The organism is Micromonospora sp. DT48, from assembly GCF_049844495.1.
Taxonomy (GTDB): domain Bacteria; phylum Actinomycetota; class Actinomycetes; order Mycobacteriales; family Micromonosporaceae; genus Micromonospora.
In genome coordinates this window covers 159,401-174,912 of the sequence record NZ_JBNCLE010000005.1, presented here as the reverse complement: position 1 = coordinate 174,912, position 15,512 = coordinate 159,401, and the positions used below count along the sequence as shown (strand labels likewise).

The 15,512-nt window shown below is 70.7% G+C and carries 12 protein-coding genes; 4 read left to right on the top strand and 8 right to left on the bottom strand.

Annotated features, from left to right (window positions below; translation table 11 throughout):
• Positions 1-8: 8 nt before the first annotated feature.
• Positions 9-1,592: a citramalate synthase gene (gene cimA, locus ACLQ2S_RS03785; RefSeq protein WP_155215818.1), complete on the bottom strand. Its 1,584-nt coding sequence runs from the start codon at positions 1,590-1,592 to the stop codon at positions 9-11.
• A gap of 316 nt (positions 1,593-1,908) precedes the next feature.
• Between cimA and ACLQ2S_RS03780 the strand changes: the two genes are divergently transcribed.
• Together ACLQ2S_RS03780 and ACLQ2S_RS03775 are read left to right on the top strand one after the other, a co-directional pair.
• Positions 1,909-2,370: a PRC-barrel domain-containing protein gene (locus ACLQ2S_RS03780; RefSeq protein WP_196222481.1), complete on the top strand. Its 462-nt coding sequence runs from the start codon at positions 1,909-1,911 to the stop codon at positions 2,368-2,370.
• 56 nt (positions 2,371-2,426) lie between these two features.
• Positions 2,427-3,176 (top strand): tyrosine-protein phosphatase, encoded by a 750-nt coding sequence (locus ACLQ2S_RS03775; protein WP_425701125.1) that lies wholly within the window; start codon positions 2,427-2,429, stop codon positions 3,174-3,176.
• Between the two features lie 69 nt (positions 3,177-3,245).
• On the opposite strand, the gene ACLQ2S_RS03770 is transcribed toward ACLQ2S_RS03775, so the two are convergent.
• Positions 3,246-4,346, bottom strand: coding sequence for a branched-chain amino acid aminotransferase (locus ACLQ2S_RS03770; protein WP_155215820.1), 1,101 nt, complete (start codon positions 4,344-4,346; stop codon positions 3,246-3,248).
• Positions 4,347-4,536: 190 nt separating this feature from the next.
• Positions 4,537-5,568 carry a 3-isopropylmalate dehydrogenase gene (locus tag ACLQ2S_RS03765; protein ID WP_309222890.1) on the bottom strand — a complete coding sequence of 344 codons (1,032 nt, stop codon included), beginning with the start codon at positions 5,566-5,568 and terminating at the stop codon, positions 4,537-4,539.
• A gap of 218 nt (positions 5,569-5,786) precedes the next feature.
• Between ACLQ2S_RS03765 and ACLQ2S_RS03760 the strand changes: the two genes are divergently transcribed.
• A complete protein-coding gene (locus ACLQ2S_RS03760) occupies positions 5,787-6,632 on the top strand; it encodes an FAD:protein FMN transferase (RefSeq protein WP_425701124.1) in 846 nt (281 codons plus the stop codon).
• Between the two features lie 375 nt (positions 6,633-7,007).
• A complete protein-coding gene (locus ACLQ2S_RS03755) occupies positions 7,008-7,367 on the top strand; it encodes a hypothetical protein (protein WP_309222891.1) in 360 nt (119 codons plus the stop codon).
• Between the two features lie 132 nt (positions 7,368-7,499).
• On the opposite strand, the gene serA is transcribed toward ACLQ2S_RS03755, so the two are convergent.
• The 5 genes from serA to ACLQ2S_RS03730 all read right to left on the bottom strand — a co-directional run bounded on the left by serA (position 7,500) and on the right by ACLQ2S_RS03730 (position 15,510).
• On the bottom strand, positions 7,500-9,098 hold the full coding sequence (gene serA, locus ACLQ2S_RS03750) for a phosphoglycerate dehydrogenase (RefSeq protein ID WP_155215825.1): 1,599 nt from the start codon (positions 9,096-9,098) through the stop codon (positions 7,500-7,502).
• A gap of 274 nt (positions 9,099-9,372) precedes the next feature.
• Positions 9,373-10,386, bottom strand: coding sequence for a ketol-acid reductoisomerase (ilvC, locus tag ACLQ2S_RS03745; RefSeq protein WP_155215827.1), 1,014 nt, complete (start codon positions 10,384-10,386; stop codon positions 9,373-9,375).
• Between the two features lie 81 nt (positions 10,387-10,467).
• Positions 10,468-10,983 (bottom strand): acetolactate synthase small subunit, encoded by a 516-nt coding sequence (gene ilvN / locus ACLQ2S_RS03740; protein ID WP_155215828.1) that lies wholly within the window; start codon positions 10,981-10,983, stop codon positions 10,468-10,470.
• 61 nt (positions 10,984-11,044) lie between these two features.
• Entirely contained in the window at positions 11,045-12,913 is a 1,869-nt protein-coding gene (locus tag ACLQ2S_RS03735; RefSeq protein WP_155215830.1) for an acetolactate synthase large subunit, read from the bottom strand.
• 185 nt (positions 12,914-13,098) lie between these two features.
• Positions 13,099-15,510, bottom strand: coding sequence for a putative bifunctional diguanylate cyclase/phosphodiesterase (locus tag ACLQ2S_RS03730; protein ID WP_425701123.1), 2,412 nt, complete (start codon positions 15,508-15,510; stop codon positions 13,099-13,101).
• Positions 15,511-15,512: the final 2 nt, after the last annotated feature.

Here is a 15,512-nt window from a genome sequence, read left to right as displayed (position 1 = left end):
CGGCCCGGCTACACCCGGGCTCGGTCGAGGCCGTAGGTGAGCGCGTCGACCAGCGCGTGCCAGCTCGCCTCGACCACGTTGGGGTGCACGCCGACGGTCGTCCAGCCATCGCCCCGGCCATCGGCCGTCTCGACCAGTACCCGGGTCACCGCGCCGGTGCCGTGGCTGCCCTCCAGAATCCGCACCTTGTAGTCGGCCAGCTCGAATTCCCGCAGCTCCGGGTAGTGCCGGGCGAGACCGGTGCGGAGCGCCTCGTCCAGTGCGTTCACTGGGCCGTTTCCCTCGGCCGTGGCGATCACCCGTTCCCCGCGTACCCGGATCTTGACGGTCGCCTCGGAGACGACCGCGCCGTCCTCACGGTGCTCGACCAGCACCCGGTACGACTCCAGGGAGAACGGCCGCACCGGCGCGGCGTCCGGCAGCTCCGAGCGGACCAGCAGCTCGAACGAGGCGTCGGCGGCCTCGAACGACCACCCACCGGCCTCCAACTCCTTGACCCGGTTGGTGACCCGGGCCAGCGTCTCCGGATGGCCGGCCAGGTCCAATCCCAGCTCACGGCTCTTCAGCTCGATGCTGGCCCGGCCGGCCATCTCGGTGACCAGGATCCGCATGTCGTTGCCGACCACCTCGGGCTCCACGTGGTTGTAGAGCAGCGGATCCACCTTGATCGCGCTCGCGTGGAGCCCCGCCTTGTGGGCGAAGGCAGCCGCCCCGGCGTACGCCTGGTGGGTGTCGGGTGCGATGTTGGCGATCTCGGCGATGGCGTGGGAGACCCGCACCATCTGCTCCAGGCAGCCCTCCGGTAGGACCGGCAGCCCGAGCTTGAGCTGGAGGTTCGCGACGACCGCGAAGATGTCGGCGTTGCCGGGCCGCTCGCCGTACCCGTTGGCGGTGCCCTGCACGTGGCGGACACCAGCCTCCACGGCGGCGATGGTGTTGGCCACCGCGCAGGCGGTGTCGTTCTGGGCGTGCATGCCGAGCAGCTCCGGCGCGACGCCGATCCGGTCGGTGAGGTCGGCGATGGCGGCGGTGACCCAGGACGGCAGCATTCCACCGTTGGTATCGCAGAGCACGAACCGCTCGGCACCGGCCTCGAGCGCGGTCTCCACCACCGAGGCGGTGTACGCCGCGTCGTGGCGGTAACCGTCGAAGAAGTGCTCGCCGTCGACAAAGACCCGGCGTCCCTCGGCGACCAGGTGGGTCACCGTGTCGTGGATCATCGCCAGGTTCTCCTTGGCGGTGGTGCGCAACGCCCGTTCGACGTGCCGCAGGTCAGCCTTGGCGACCAGGGCGATCGCCGGGGTCTGCGCATCGAGCAGACCGCGCACCTGCGGGTCGTCGGCGGCCACCGCACCGGCCCGGCGGGTGGACCCGAAGGCGACCAGCACCGCGTGCTTGAGGTCGAGTTCGGTACGCGCCCGGCGGAAGAACTCGGTGTCCTTGGGCACCGCACCCGGCCAACCGCCCTCGATGAATCCGACACCGAACTCGTCGAGCAGCCGAGCCACCGCGAGCTTGTCGACCACCGAGTAGGTGAGCCCCTCGCGCTGCGCACCGTCGCGCAGCGTGGTGTCGTAGACCTGGAACGTCATGGTGATCCCTTCGTCAGGCACCGGCCAGCACAACAAAAAGACCCCCCGCGGATGCGGGAGGTCTGCGCGCTCGGCGAGGGGGGAAGCCGGCGCGCTAGTTGCCAATAATGCGGGCGGTGCTGGTCACGATCGGTACTCTGCCACCTCGCCACGCAATCTGGGAGCCACAATCCACATCCCGGGACGCGCTGGTGCGAGCGGGCCGGATGGTTTTGGTGTGACGCGTGTAGAGCGTCCGCTGGGGGGTAGGAGATTTCGGGACAACGAAACACGTTCCTCCGAGACGGCTGAGCACAGCCGGGGCAGGAGACATCCCATGGACAGGCTCGACCCGAACACCACGAACGCCACCCCGGAGGCGGACCTGCGCGCCGTCGACCAGAGCGTCGTCGGCGGCGGCACCCCCGCTGGCGCCTTCGACCCCTGGAGCTACCGGGACGAGGCCGGGGTTGCCGGCACCAACCTGGCCGGTTACAAGGTGGAGGCCAGCGACGGCTCGATCGGGAAGATCGACAGCGACAGCAGCGAGGTCAACGCCAGCTACCTGGTGGTGGACACCGGCCCGTGGATCTTCGGCAAGAAGGTCATGCTCCCCGCCGGGACGGTGAACCACGTCGACCACGAGGAGCAGAAGGTCTACGTCGACCGCACCAAGGACCAGATCAAGGCCGCACCGGAGTACGACGAGACGGCCACCGACCCGGCCTACCGGGACAAGCTCGGCGGCTACTACAACGACACGTACGCCGCCACTCCGCCCGGCAACGGGCTGCGGTAACCGACGACAGACGACGGTATGACGGCCGGTGGGCATCGACCCACCGGCCGTTTACCGTGTCAGGGGTGGACTCCATCGACGTCAACCGCAGGAACCCGTTCACCAGCACCTTCAACTTCCGGGATGTGGGTGGCTATCGCACCCAGGACGGCCGCCAGGTACGCACCGGCCGACTCTTCCGCTCCGACTCGCTGCACCGCATCGACGGCGACGACCGGGACGCGTTCGCGGCGCTCGGCGTACGGACCGTCATCGACCTGCGCCGCCCCCACGAGGTCGAACGCGACGGTCGGGTTCCCGATTTCGACGGGCTGACCTACCGGCACATCCACCCTGAGCACGCGGAGTGGGGCGAGCAGCCCTACCAGCCCGGTGACGACCTGGCCCGCTACCTCGCCGACCGGTACGCCGACCTGGCCCGCACCGGCACCGCCGGGCTGGCCGAGGCGATCGGCCTGATCGCCGACGAGGCCAACGCGCCGGTGGTGGTGCACTGCGTCGCCGGCAAGGACCGCACCGGAATCGTCTGCGGGCTGACGCTCGCCGTGCTCGGGGTCGACGACGGCGAGATCGCGGCGGACTACGCGCTGAGCACCGAGGCGTCGAAGCGGTACAGCACCTGGGTCGCCGCCACCTTCCCGGACGCGACCGACCTTCCGTCCCCGTTCCTGTCCTCGCCGAGCGAGGCGATGCTGCTCTTCCTCGCCGAGATCCGCGCGGGTCACGGCTCCGTCGACAACTATCTGCGCGGCGCGGGCGTCACCGACGGCCAGCTCACCGCCCTGCGTACCCACCTGCTCGACTAGCTCGCAAGCAGCGTTAGGAAGGGCCCCTTCCTATACACCAGGCGTTAAGAAGGTGCCCTTCCTTACAACTCAGAAGACGCGGTGGACCCAGTCGTACGGGTCGTCCGCGTTGCCCCGCTGGATATCCACCAACTGCTGGCGCAGCGCCATGGTGACCGCGCCCGGCTCACCGCCGGCCACGCTGAACTCGCCGTCCGGGAACCGCACCTGCCCGATCGGGGTGATCACCGCTGCGGTGCCGCAGGCGAAGACCTCGCGCAGCCGGCCGCTGGCGGCGTCCGCCCGCCAGTCGTCGAAGGTCACCGGCCGTTCCTCGACCCGGTGCCCGGCCGCCGCGGCCAGGGTGAGCACCGACTCGCGGGTGATGCCGGGCAGGATCGTGCCGGTCAGCGGCGGAGTGACGATCGACCCGTCGTCGTAGACGAAGAAGACGTTCATGCCGCCCAGCTCGTCCACGAAGCGGCGCTCCACCGCGTCGAGGAAGACCACCTGGTCGCAGCCGTGTTCCAGGGCCTCGGCCTGGGCGGCCAGCGAGGCGGCGTAGTTGCCGCCGCACTTGGCCGCACCGGTGCCGCCGGGCGCGGCCCGGGTGTAGTCGGGTGAGACCCAGACCGTCACCGGCTTGACCCCGCCGGAGAAGTACGCCCCGACGGGCGAGGCGATCACCGAGAAGAGGTACTCGTTGGCCGGGCGGACGCCGAGGAAGACCTCGCTGGCGAACATGAACGGCCGCAGGTAGAGGCTGCCCCCGTCGTCGCCGTCGGGAATCCACTCCCGGTCGATCTCGATCAACCGGTGCAGCGAGTCCACGAAGGTCTGCTCCGGTAGCGCCGGCATGGCCATCCGAGCGGCGGAGATGTTGAACCGGGCCGCGTTGGCGTACGGGCGGAACATCGTCACGCCGCCGTCGGCCGCCCGGTACGCCTTCATGCCCTCGAAGATCTCCTGGGCGTAGTGCAGCACCGCGCTGGCCGGATCCATCGGGATCGGCGCGCGTGCTTCGACCCGTGCGTCGTACCAGCCTTTGCCTTCGGCGTAACGGATGGTGACCATATGGTCGGTGAACACCCGGCCGAACCCGGGGTTCGCCAGCAGCGCGGCACGGTCGGTGGCCGATACCGGTGCGGGGTTCGGACGGACCTCGAAATCGATCTTGTCACCACCGCTCATCGCGCTGACCTCCCTGGGGGACGACGGCATGCGCCGACCGCACGCCGGAAACATGTTGTTGCCAAAACCTACCCCGAACGGTCGTTCAGCGGATAGGTCCACCGGTGGACAGGTGGCCCGAAACCGGTGTGTAACCGCCGCAACCCGTACCGGCCGACGAAGCATCGCCGGCCGGTGGGACGCGTACGGTTCAGCCGGCGACCTGCGCCGCGATCCGGTCGCCCACCTCGGCGGTGCGTACGGGCGTCTCCGGGCTGCGGGCGGCCAGTTCCGCGCTGACCGCGGCGGTGATCCGGGCGGCGGCGTCGGCGTGCCCGAGCTGGTCGAGCAGCAGGGCCGCCGAGAGCACGGCGGCGACCGGGTCGGCTACCCCACGACCGGCGATGTCCGGCGCGGAGCCGTGCACCGGCTCGAACATCGACGGGTACGTCCCGTCGGGGTTGATGGAGCCGCTGGCGGCGAGCCCGATGCCGCCGGTCACGGCGGCGGCGATGTCGGTGAGGATGTCACCGAAGAGGTTGTCGGTGACCACCACGTCGTACCGCTGCGGCTGGGTGACCAGGAACATCGCCGCGGCGTCGACGTGCTGGTACTCGGTGGCGACGTCGGGGTGCTCGGCGGCGACCGCCTCGAAGGTGCGGGCCCACAGCGAACCGGCGTGGGTGAGCACGTTGGTCTTGTGCACCAGGGTCACCTTGCGCCGCTCACGTCGGGCGGCGCGGGCGAAGGCGTCCCGGATCACCCGCTCCACCCCGTGCCGGGTGTTCAGACTCTCCTCGGTGGCGATCTCGGCCGGGGTGCCCCGGTGCAGCGAGCCGCCGGCACCGGCGTACAGCCCCTCGGTGCCCTCCCGGACGACCACCAGGTCCACCTCGCCCGGCTTGACCGCCGCGAGCGGACTGGTCACGCCCGGCCAGAGCCGCGACGGGCGCAGGTTGACGTACTGGTCGAAGGCGAAGCGCAGCTTCAGCAGCAGGCCCCGCTCCAGCACGCCGGGCGGCACGGTCGGGTCGCCGACCGCGCCGAGCAGGATCGCGTCGTGCCCGGCCAGCTCGGCGAGCACCGAGTCGGGCAGGACCTCGCCGGTGCGGTGATACCGTGCTGCGCCCAGGTCGTACTCGGTCACGTCGACGCCGGGCAGCACCGCGTCAACGACCTTGCGGGCCTCACCGACCACCTCGGGTCCGATCCCGTCCCCGGCCACCACCGCGATCCGTGCCACGTCCGTCAGCTCCTTCGCTCGAATGGCTCGACGGTACGCGGCCGTCCCGCCCCCCGGTACGAATGTTCCACTTTTCGGGAAGAAGGTGACGCACAGCAGCTTCCCAGCCGGCATTCATGGCGCGGTCATCTGCGCCGCCTAGCGTGAAGCGTCACGGGGCCGTGTGGCCGGGCGAGCGTCGCGACGGGGCGACACGCGCCCAGAAGGGGGCGGACACGATGTGGACCGACGAGCAGCCACGAACCCGCTGGGTCGACCCGGCGGCCTTCCGCTTCCGCCGACCCGACCTGCGGCTGGGTCCGGCACGACAGCGGCCGGACCGCGCCGACCTGGTCTCCGGGGACCGGATCGCCGTCCGACACACCGTCCGCACCTCCACGGCGGAGTACACCCTGGTGTTGAACGCCCCCGAATGGCTGGGGCGACGCGGCGTCGGCGAGGCGCTGCGGGACGCCGTGGCCGAGCTACGGGCGATCGACCTGACGTATGGCCCGAACCGTCCGACGAGCCTGGTGTCCCGGCTGCGCCGGGGCGAGATCAGCCCCGAGTCGTTCCCACCGCTGGCCGATCTGGTGGACCGGTGCGCCGCGATGCGCGCGGCCACCGACGGCTGGTTCGACGCCTGGGCGGTGCCGGGCGGCTTCGACCCGAGCGGCTTGCTCGGCGGATGGGCGGTCGAGCGGGCCGCGGCCCGGTTGCGCGACGCCGGCATCCACGACTACGCCGTGCTCTGCGGCGCCGACCTGGTGGTACGCGGCAACGCCGCCCACGGTGGCCCGTGGCGGGTCGCGGTGCACCACCCCACCGATCGGCAACGGGCACCGCTGTTGCTGGAGATGACGGCCGGTGCGGTCGGCACCTCCGGGGTGACCGGACGACAGGGACACGTGGTCGATCCGCGTACCGGTGAGCCGGCCACCCAGTTGGTCGCCGCGACTGTGGTCGGTCCCGACCTCGCGGTCGCCGACGCCTACGCCACCGCCTTGTACGCCGCCGGACCGGCCGGGCTGGCCTGGTTCCACCCCGGGTCGGACTACCGGGTGCTCTTCGCCGCACCCCGCTGACCCACACGGTTGCCAGGTGGATGCACGGCCCAGGGCACAGCGACAGTCGAACCGCCGCGGCGGGATCTCAAGTGGACTTCAGACAGCGATCGGCCTCCACGGTCGCGGCAACGACCGTGGAGGCCGGTCGGCGACGAGTGCGCGTGGCTCGCGCAATCGAGGGGTGCGGGCCGCTCGGCCGGACGTCAACCTCGCCACCCGAAGACGGGTCGGCGCCACGTGCTCGGCAGGTCACCGCATTCGTACGCTATCGAATTGGCGTGTTTCGCGGCAAGGGTTCCAGAGGGGAGCATCTGCGCGATCCTGGAACCTCAGGGGCCTGCCTGCGGCAGGGCGTTTTCGACAAGCCGAACCGCAGATGGCACGCTGTCCGCCGTGAGTTTCGATCTGAGCGTGTGGGCCCTGGCGGACGGGGCGACGCCCGAGGACGTACGAGCGGCGGTGCAGCAGTGCCGCGACGGCCGGCACCACGAGCGTCAACCGGACCCACGGTGTGTCGCCTTCTACCGGGCGCTCACTGCCAGCTACCCCGAACAGCCGGCCGGCCCGAACACTCCATGGGCGGTCACGCCACTGCACAAGGCGGCCGACCACATCGAGCTGAACCTGGATCCGACCTGCCCGGACCAGGTGCTGCTGGACATCGAGCGACTGGCCGGTGAGCACCGGCTGATGCTCTTCGACGCCCAGGACGGCTCGGTCTATCCGCCGCCCGGGGTCCGGCTACCCGGCTGACCTGCAAACCGGGGACGACCCGGCGACACCTGCGGGCACGGTGGTCCCAACCGTCGCGTGCCCGGGGGAACGACGAGGGGCCCGGCCATTGGCCGGGCCCCGTCGTGGCATGCCTGAAACGTCCGCCGTGGACTACTCGTCGCGCAGGTCGGCGGCGCTGGCGGAGGTGGCGCCGATCGAGTCGGCGGCCGAGGTGAGCAGGTCGGCACCGAGCGCCTGGTCCACGGTGAGGGTCATCAGCGTCTCACCGCCGGCCTCCCGGCGAGCCACCTGCATCGCCGCGATGTTGATGCCGGCCTGCCCGAGCAGGGTGCCGACGATGCCGACCACACCCGGGCGGTCGGCATAGCGGAGGAAGAGCAGGATGCCCTCGGCGCTGATCTCCACGTCGAAGCCGTCCACCTCGGTCAGCTTGATGACGTCGCGGCTACCGGCGTGGGTGACGGTGCCGGAAACGCTGACCGTACGACCGTCGGGCAGCGCGCCACGCACGGTGACCAGGACCGGATGATCGGCGGTCTCGGTCTGGGTGCTCAACGACACCTCGACTCCGCGCTGGGCGGCCAGGTGCGGCGCGTTGACGTAGGTCACCTGCTCCTCGACCACCGAGCTGAACAGGCCCTTGGTGGCGGCGAGCTTGAGCACCGAGACGTCGTGCTCGACGATCTCACCGCGTACCTCGACGGTGACGCTGGAGGCGACCCCACCGGCCACGGCGGTGAAGGCGCGGCCGAGCTTCTCGGCCAGCGGCAGCAACGGACGGACGTCCTCGGCGACCACGCCACCGGCCTGCACGTTGACCGCGTCCGGCACGAACTCGCCCTGGAGGGCCAGCTTGACGCTCTTGGCTACGGCGAGCCCGGCCTTGTCCTGCGCCTCGGCGGTGGAGGCGCCCAGGTGCGGGGTGGCCACCACGTTGTCGAAGGCGAACAGCGGCGACGAGGTGCACGGCTCCTTGGCGTAGACGTCCACCCCGGCACCGGCGACCCGGCCCTCGGCGAGCGCGTCGGCCAGGGCCTGCTCGTCGATCAGCCCGCCCCGGGCGGCGTTGATGATCCGTACGCCCGGCTTGACGATGGCCAGTTCCTTCTCACCGATCAGGCCCACGGTCTCCGGGGTCTTCGGCAGGTGGATCGAGATGAAGTCGCTCTCCCGCAGCAACTCCTCCAGACCGACCAGGCGGACGCCGAGCTGCGCGGCCCGGGCCGGCTGGATGTACGGGTCGTAGGCGATGAGCCGGGTGCCGAACGCCGCGATCCGGGAGGCGAAGAGCACGCCGATGCGGCCGAGGCCGACCACACCGACGGTCTTTCCCTGGAGTTCCACGCCGGTGTACTTCGACCGCTTCCACTCCCCCGCCTTGAGGGCCGCGCTGGCGCTGGCGGTGTTACGGGCCACCGCGAGCAGCAACGCGACCGCCTGCTCGGCGGCGGAGACGATGTTGGAGGTGGGTGCGTTGACGACCATGACGCCGCGCGCGGTGGCGGCCGGCACCTCGACGTTGTCCAGACCGACACCGGCCCGGGCGACGACCTTCAGTCTGGGGGCGGCGGCGATCGCCTCGGCGTCGATCTGGGTGGCGCTGCGGACGATGACGGCGTCGGCCTCGGAGAGCGCCGAGAGCAGGGCCGGGCGGTCGGTACCGTCCACGTGCCGGACGTCGAAGTCGTGGGCCAATACCTCGATGGCGGCAGGGGCGAGTTCTTCGGCGATCAGTACGACAGGAGTCATTGGTCCTCGTAGATGTCGTCATAGCGGTCGGCCGGGGGCTGGACGCTGCGCTGCGCCCGGCGCGCTCCGGGCCATGGCCGTCAGGTGCCGCCTGGAGCACCTACCCGCGATCGTAGGGGGCGGGCCGCCCTCTACGCCTCGGAGTGAGAGGTGAGTGCCCTCACAAACCGGTCATGACGTGCGTGTTAACGATCGTTAGCGAAGTGAAGACAACACGGCACCCGGGCCCGGCGTCGGGGAGAACGCCGGGTCCGGGTGCCGCTGGGGAAAGCGCTCAGGCGGTCTCGGTGATCGGCCGGTCCACCCAGCTCATCATCCCGCGCAGTTTGCTCCCGGTCGCCTCGATCGGGTGCGCCGCGCCCTCGTTGCGCCACTTGTTGTAGTTCGGCCGCCCGGCCTCGTCCTCGGCCACCCACTCGCGGGCGAACTCGCCGGACTGGATCTCACCGAGGATCTTGCGCATCTCCTCCTTGACCCGGCTGTCGATGACCCGGGGCCCACGGGAGAGGTCGCCGTACTCGGCGGTGTCGGAGACGCTGTAGCGCATCCGGGCGATGCCGCCCTCGTACATCAGGTCCACGATCAGCTTCAGCTCGTGCAGGCACTCGAAGTAGGCCACCTCGGGCGCGTAGCCGGCCTCGGTGAGCACCTCGAAGCCGGTCTGCACCAGCGCCGCCGCGCCGCCGCACAGCACCGCCTGCTCACCGAAGAGGTCGGTCTCGGTCTCCTCGGTGAAGGTGGTCTTGATCGCACCGGCCCGGGTGCCACCGATCCCCTTGGCGTACGACAGAGCCAGCGCGAACGCGCTACCGCTGCCGTCCTGCTCCACGGCGACCAGGCAGGGCACGCCCTTGCCGTCGACGTACTGCCGGCGGACCAGGTGACCCGGGCCCTTGGGGGCGACCATCGCCACGTCCACGTCGGCCGGCGGCTTGATCAGGCCGTACCGGATGTTGAAGCCATGCCCGAAGAACAGCGCCTTGCCGGCGCTGAGGTTCGGTGCGATCGACTCGGCGTAGATGTGGCGCTGCGCGGTGTCCGGGGCGAGGATCATGATCACGTCGGCCTCGGCCGCCGCCTCAGCCGGGGTGAGTACCCGCAGCCCCTGCTCCTCGGCCTTCGGCCGGCTCTTCGAGCCCTCCGGCAGGCCGATCACCACGTCGACGCCGGAATCACGCAACGACAGTGCGTGCGCGTGCCCCTGGCTGCCGTAACCGATCACGGCGACCTTCTTCGCCTGGATCAGACCCAGGTCGGCGTCGTCGTCGTAGTACACCTCAACGCTCATGACTTCCCTTTCGTACGCGGCCGCAACGGCCCGTCGTGGCTGGTGACCGGCCCGGTCACGCGGACCGGGCCGGGGTGGGGGTCAGGCGGCCCGCAGGGCCGGGCCGGCGGTGATCGCACGCGAGCCGCGCCCGATCGCCACTAGGCCCGACTGGACCATCTCCTTGATGCCGAAGGGCTCAAGGTCGCGCAGCAGCGCGTCGAGCTTGTCGGGGGTGCCGGTCGCCTCGACGGTGAGGGTGTCGGCGGCCACATCGACCACCCGGGCCCGGAACAGGTTGACCGTCTCCAGGACCTGACCTCGGGCGTTGCGGTCCGCGCGCACCTTGACCAGCAACAGTTCACGGGCGACCGAGGTGGCCGGATCCAGTTCGACGATCTTGAGTACGTTCACCAGCTTGTTGAGCTGCTTGGTGACCTGTTCCAGCGGCGAGGACTCCGCGTTGACCACGATGGTGATCCGGGAGACGTCCGGGTTCTCGGTCTCGCCGACCGCGAGGCTGTCGATGTTGAACCCGCGCCGGGAGAACAACCCGGAGACCCGGGCCAGCACGCCGGGCTTGTTCTCCACCAGGACGGAGAGTGTGTGAATGGTCAAAGCGGCACCTTCCTCGTCATGCCCGCACGGCCCTCGCTTCGCTCGGTGCGATCGGCCATGACTAGATGTCATCCTCGTCGAACGCCGGGCGGACGCCGCGGGCGAACATGATCTCGTCGTTGCTGGTTCCGGCGGCGACCATCGGCCAGACCATGGCGTCCTTGCCGACCACGAAGTCGATGACCACCGGCGCGTCGTTGATGGACATGGCCATCTCGATGGTCCGGTCCACCTCCTCGGCGGTCTCGCACCGCAGCCCCACACAGCCGAGCGCCTCGGCGAGCTTGACGAAATCCGGAATGCGGTGCTTGTGGGTACCGAGGTCGGTGTTGGAGTAGCGCTCACCGTAGAAGAGCGTCTGCCACTGGCGGACCATGCCCAGGTTGCCGTTGTTGATGACCGCGATCTTGACCGGGATGCCTTCCAGCGCGCAGGTCGCCAGCTCCTGGTTGGTCATCTGGAAGCAGCCGTCACCGTCGATGGCCCAGACCACCGTCTCCGGTCGGCCCACCTTGGCGCCCATCGCCGCCGGCACCGCGTAGCCCATGGTGCCGAGACCACCGGAGTTGAGCCAGGTCTGCGGCTTCTCGTACGAGATGAACTGGGAGGCCCACATCTGGTGCTGGCCGACACCGGCGACGTAGATGGTGTCCGGTCCGGCGATCTCTCCCAGCCGCTTGATGACGTACTGCGGCGAGAGGGTGCCGTCGGCGGGCTCCTCGTAGCCCAGCGGGTAACGCTCGCGCAGGTCGTTCAACTGCGCCCACCAGTCGGAGATGTCGGGAGTACGCCCCGCCGCCCGCTCGGTGGTGACCGCCGTCACCAACTCGTCGATGACGTGTCGGGCGTCGCCGACGATCGGCACGTCCGCGTGCCGGTTCTTGCCGATCTCGGCCGGGTCGATGTCGGCGTGCACCACGGTGGCGTCCGGCGCGAAGGAGTCCAGCTTGCCGGTGACCCGGTCGTCGAACCGCGCGCCCAGCGCCACGATCAGATCGGCCTTCTGCAACCCGTAGACCGCGGCGACCGTGCCGTGCATGCCGGGCATGCCCAGGTGCTGCTGGTGTGAGTCGGGGAACGCGCCGAGCGCCATCAGCGTGGTGACCACCGGGATGCCGGTCAGCTCGGCCAGCCGACGCAGGCCCTCGGTGGCACCGGCCTTGAGCACGCCACCCCCGACGTAGAGCACCGGCCGGCGGGCGCTGCTGATCAGCCGCGCCGCCTCCCGGATCTGCTTGCCGTGCGGGTGCAGCGTCGGCCGGTACCCGGGCAGGTCCAGCGTGGGCGGCCAGGCGAAGGTCGTCGACGCCTGTAGGACGTCCTTGGGGATGTCCACCAGGACCGGCCCGGGACGCCCGGTCGAGGCGAGGTGGAACGCCTCGGCCAGCACCCGGGGGATCTCGCTGGCCTCCTGCACCAGGAAGTTGTGCTTGGTGATCGGCAGCGTGATGCCCTGGATGTCCGCCTCCTGGAAGGCGTCCGTGCCGATCGCCGGGCGGGCCACCTGCCCGGTGATCGCCACCAACGGCACCGAGTCCATGTACGCGTCGGCGATCGGGGTGACCAGGTTCGTCGCACCCGGACCGGAGGTGGCGATGCACACCCCGACCCGGCCGGTGGCCTGGGCGTATCCGGTGGCGGCGTGACCGGCGCCCTGCTCGTGCCGGACCAGGATGTGCCGCACGGACGAGTCGTAGAGCGGGTCGTACGCCGGCAGGATCGCACCTCCCGGGATACCGAAGACGACGTCTACGCCGAGTGCCTCCAGGGAGCGCACCAGCGAGCCGGCACCCGACACCTGGGCCGGGGCGGGGTGGGCCGCCGCAGCCGACGAAGCGGCGCGGGCGTGGTCGGCGTCGCCCGGCGCCTCGACGGCGGTGCGGGCACGCCGGGCGGAGTGGGCGAGTGTCTCGGGCGTGGGTCTCGTCATGACGGTTGGCCTTCGGCTGGAGTGGGTGGGGCTGCTCACACTGGGGAACGCGGGCAGTGCCTGCGCTCGATCGGTTAAACGGCAAGAAAAAAGCCCGCGTGCCAGATGCACGGGGCCAGCGCACTCTCAGTCAGGGAGAGTGCGCTCAGGTAAGTACTCGCAGCGACCGGTACGACGACATGGGCTCAAGACTGACGCATCTCACGCGATGAGTCAACTGATCCCACATTTTGGTTCACGGACGTCGGCGCGTCACCGCCCGACGCGCCGAACGCGCCGGGCAAGACCTGCTCAGGGGCACTTTCGGGCCGACGCTGGACGGGTAGACCAGCAGGTCGCGCTGGTGGTTGACCCTCGCTTACCGGGCGAGCCGGGCGGGCACCCGGCGAGGTCGCCGCCTCCAGCATCGCCTCCAGGTGCTCGGCCGGTACGCCCCACCCGAACAACGCGCCCTGGCCGAACCGGCAGCCGGCGGCCACCACCGCGGCCAGCTCGGTGGGGGTGGTGACTCCTTCGGCGATCACCTCCAGGCCGAACTGGTGCCCCAACCGCATCACGATGTCGACCATCGGGGCGAAGGCCGGCCCGTCGCACCCGACCGGACGGACCGGCTCGTGCTCCGCCACCAGGCCGTGGTCGAGTTTCAGGATGTCGATCGGGAGCCGCCGGAGTTGGTTCAGCGAGGAGTAGCCGGCCCCGAAGTCGTCCAGGGCGATCCGCACCCCGGTCAGCCGCAACGCGGTCAACCGCCGGATCAGCTCGTCGAGATCGGTGGCGACCGCGTGCTCGGTGACCTCCAGCACCAGCCGCTGTGGCGGCACGTGGTGGGCGCGCAGCGCCTCGGCGACCTGCACCACGTACTCGGGGGCGTGCAGCTCACGCGGGGAGACGTTCACCGACACCCAGACGTCGTGGCCCTCGGCCAGCCAGCGGGACAGCTGATAGCAGGCCTGGTGCAGCACCCAGGCGCCGAGCTTGGCGATCATCCCGCTCTCCTCGGCGAGCGGGATGAACTCGTCCGGCCGGACGTTGCCCAGCTCCGGGTGATGCCACCGCAGCAGCGCCTCCGCGCCGACCGGGCGCACCGACGGCAGGGAGGCCACCGGCTGGAACACCAGCCGCAGTTCGTCCCGCTCGATCGCGCCGCGCAGCTCGTGCTCCAGCGTCGTGCGACGGCGCAGCAGCCGGTCGTACGCGCCGTCGTAGCGCTCGATCCGGTTCTTGCCGCGTTGCTTGGCGTAGCGCAGCGCCAGATCCGCGTGCCGCAGCAGCAGCTCGACGTCGGGTTCGTCGGCCCAGCCGGCCAAACCGATGCTGACCGAGAGGAAGACGGGTGCCTCGGGCTGCTCGTAGGCGCCCCCGAGCACCTTCAGCAACCGCTCCGCGACCACCTCCGCCTCCGCTGGTCCGGCGTGCATGAGCACCGCGAACTCGTCACCACCGAGTCGGGCCGCGAGGTCGCCGGGCCGCAGGTTGCTCCGCAGTCGTCGACCGACCTCGGCGAGCACCGCGTCGCCGACGTCGTGGCCCCGCATGTCGTTGACGTTCTTGAAGCCGTCCAGGTCCAGCCCGAGCAGCACGCACGGCACCCGCTCCGCGGCGCCGCGGTGCAGGGCCTGGAGCAGGCCACGACGGTTGGCCAGGCCGGTCAGCGCGTCGGTGTGGGCGAGCTGCCGGAAGTGCGCCTCCCGGTCGGCCAGCCGGCGGGCGTACGCCCGTACGTCGTGCAGGGTGAGGTACTGCCGGGCGACCAGGGCGAACCCCTCGATGCTGCCGGCGGTGACGGCCAGCCCGTCGAAACGGCCGTCCTGGAAGAGGTGATAGATCGCCGAGGCGGCCATGGCGACCATCGGCACGAAGGCGTACTCGCTGTCGCGGCGGATCACGTCGATGGCGAGTTCGCCCGGCGGGTCGATGCGATAGGCCGCCAATCCGGCGACCAGCAGCCCCAGGGCGAGCACCAGCGCGCCGACCAGCGCCAGGGTCGGCCCGGCCTGGCAGAGCCCGGTGGCGACACCCAGCCCGCCCACCGACGCGGCGATGATCCCGGTGCCCAGCACGATCAGGCACCGTCGAGGTGCGGGTGCCCGGAGCACCATGATCGCGGAGAGCCCGACGCTCAACGCCGCACTGACCGAGGCGAGCAGGATCGACGGGCAGGCCATCGGCGTCGCGTCGCCCAGTAGCCGGGTCGGCTCGGAGAACACCACCCAGCCGACGAACCACAGCGCGGTACCCACGATCACGCTGTCCAGCGCGAGCCGGGCCGCCGAGGGTGTCGAACCGACCACCCCGGGCAGCCGGAGCAGACCGAAGCAGAACAGCAGGCCGCTGGTGGCCGTGCCGAGCGCCACCAGCGTGGCCCAGCTGGTGCGCTGCTGCTGCTCGTGCGCCCAGTGCTCGGTGGTGGTCAGGGTGATGACCAGCCCGGCCAGCATGGTCGCCAGCGCGATCGCGCCACCGACGGCCAGCACCGCGTACACCGGGCGGTGGGGGGCGGCGCGGCGGCGAACGGCGGCGGCCAGCAACACGCCGGCCGTCAGGGCGATCAGCGTGCTCAGCACCGCAGCGCCGATCATGGCCGGGGGTGTGTGCACGC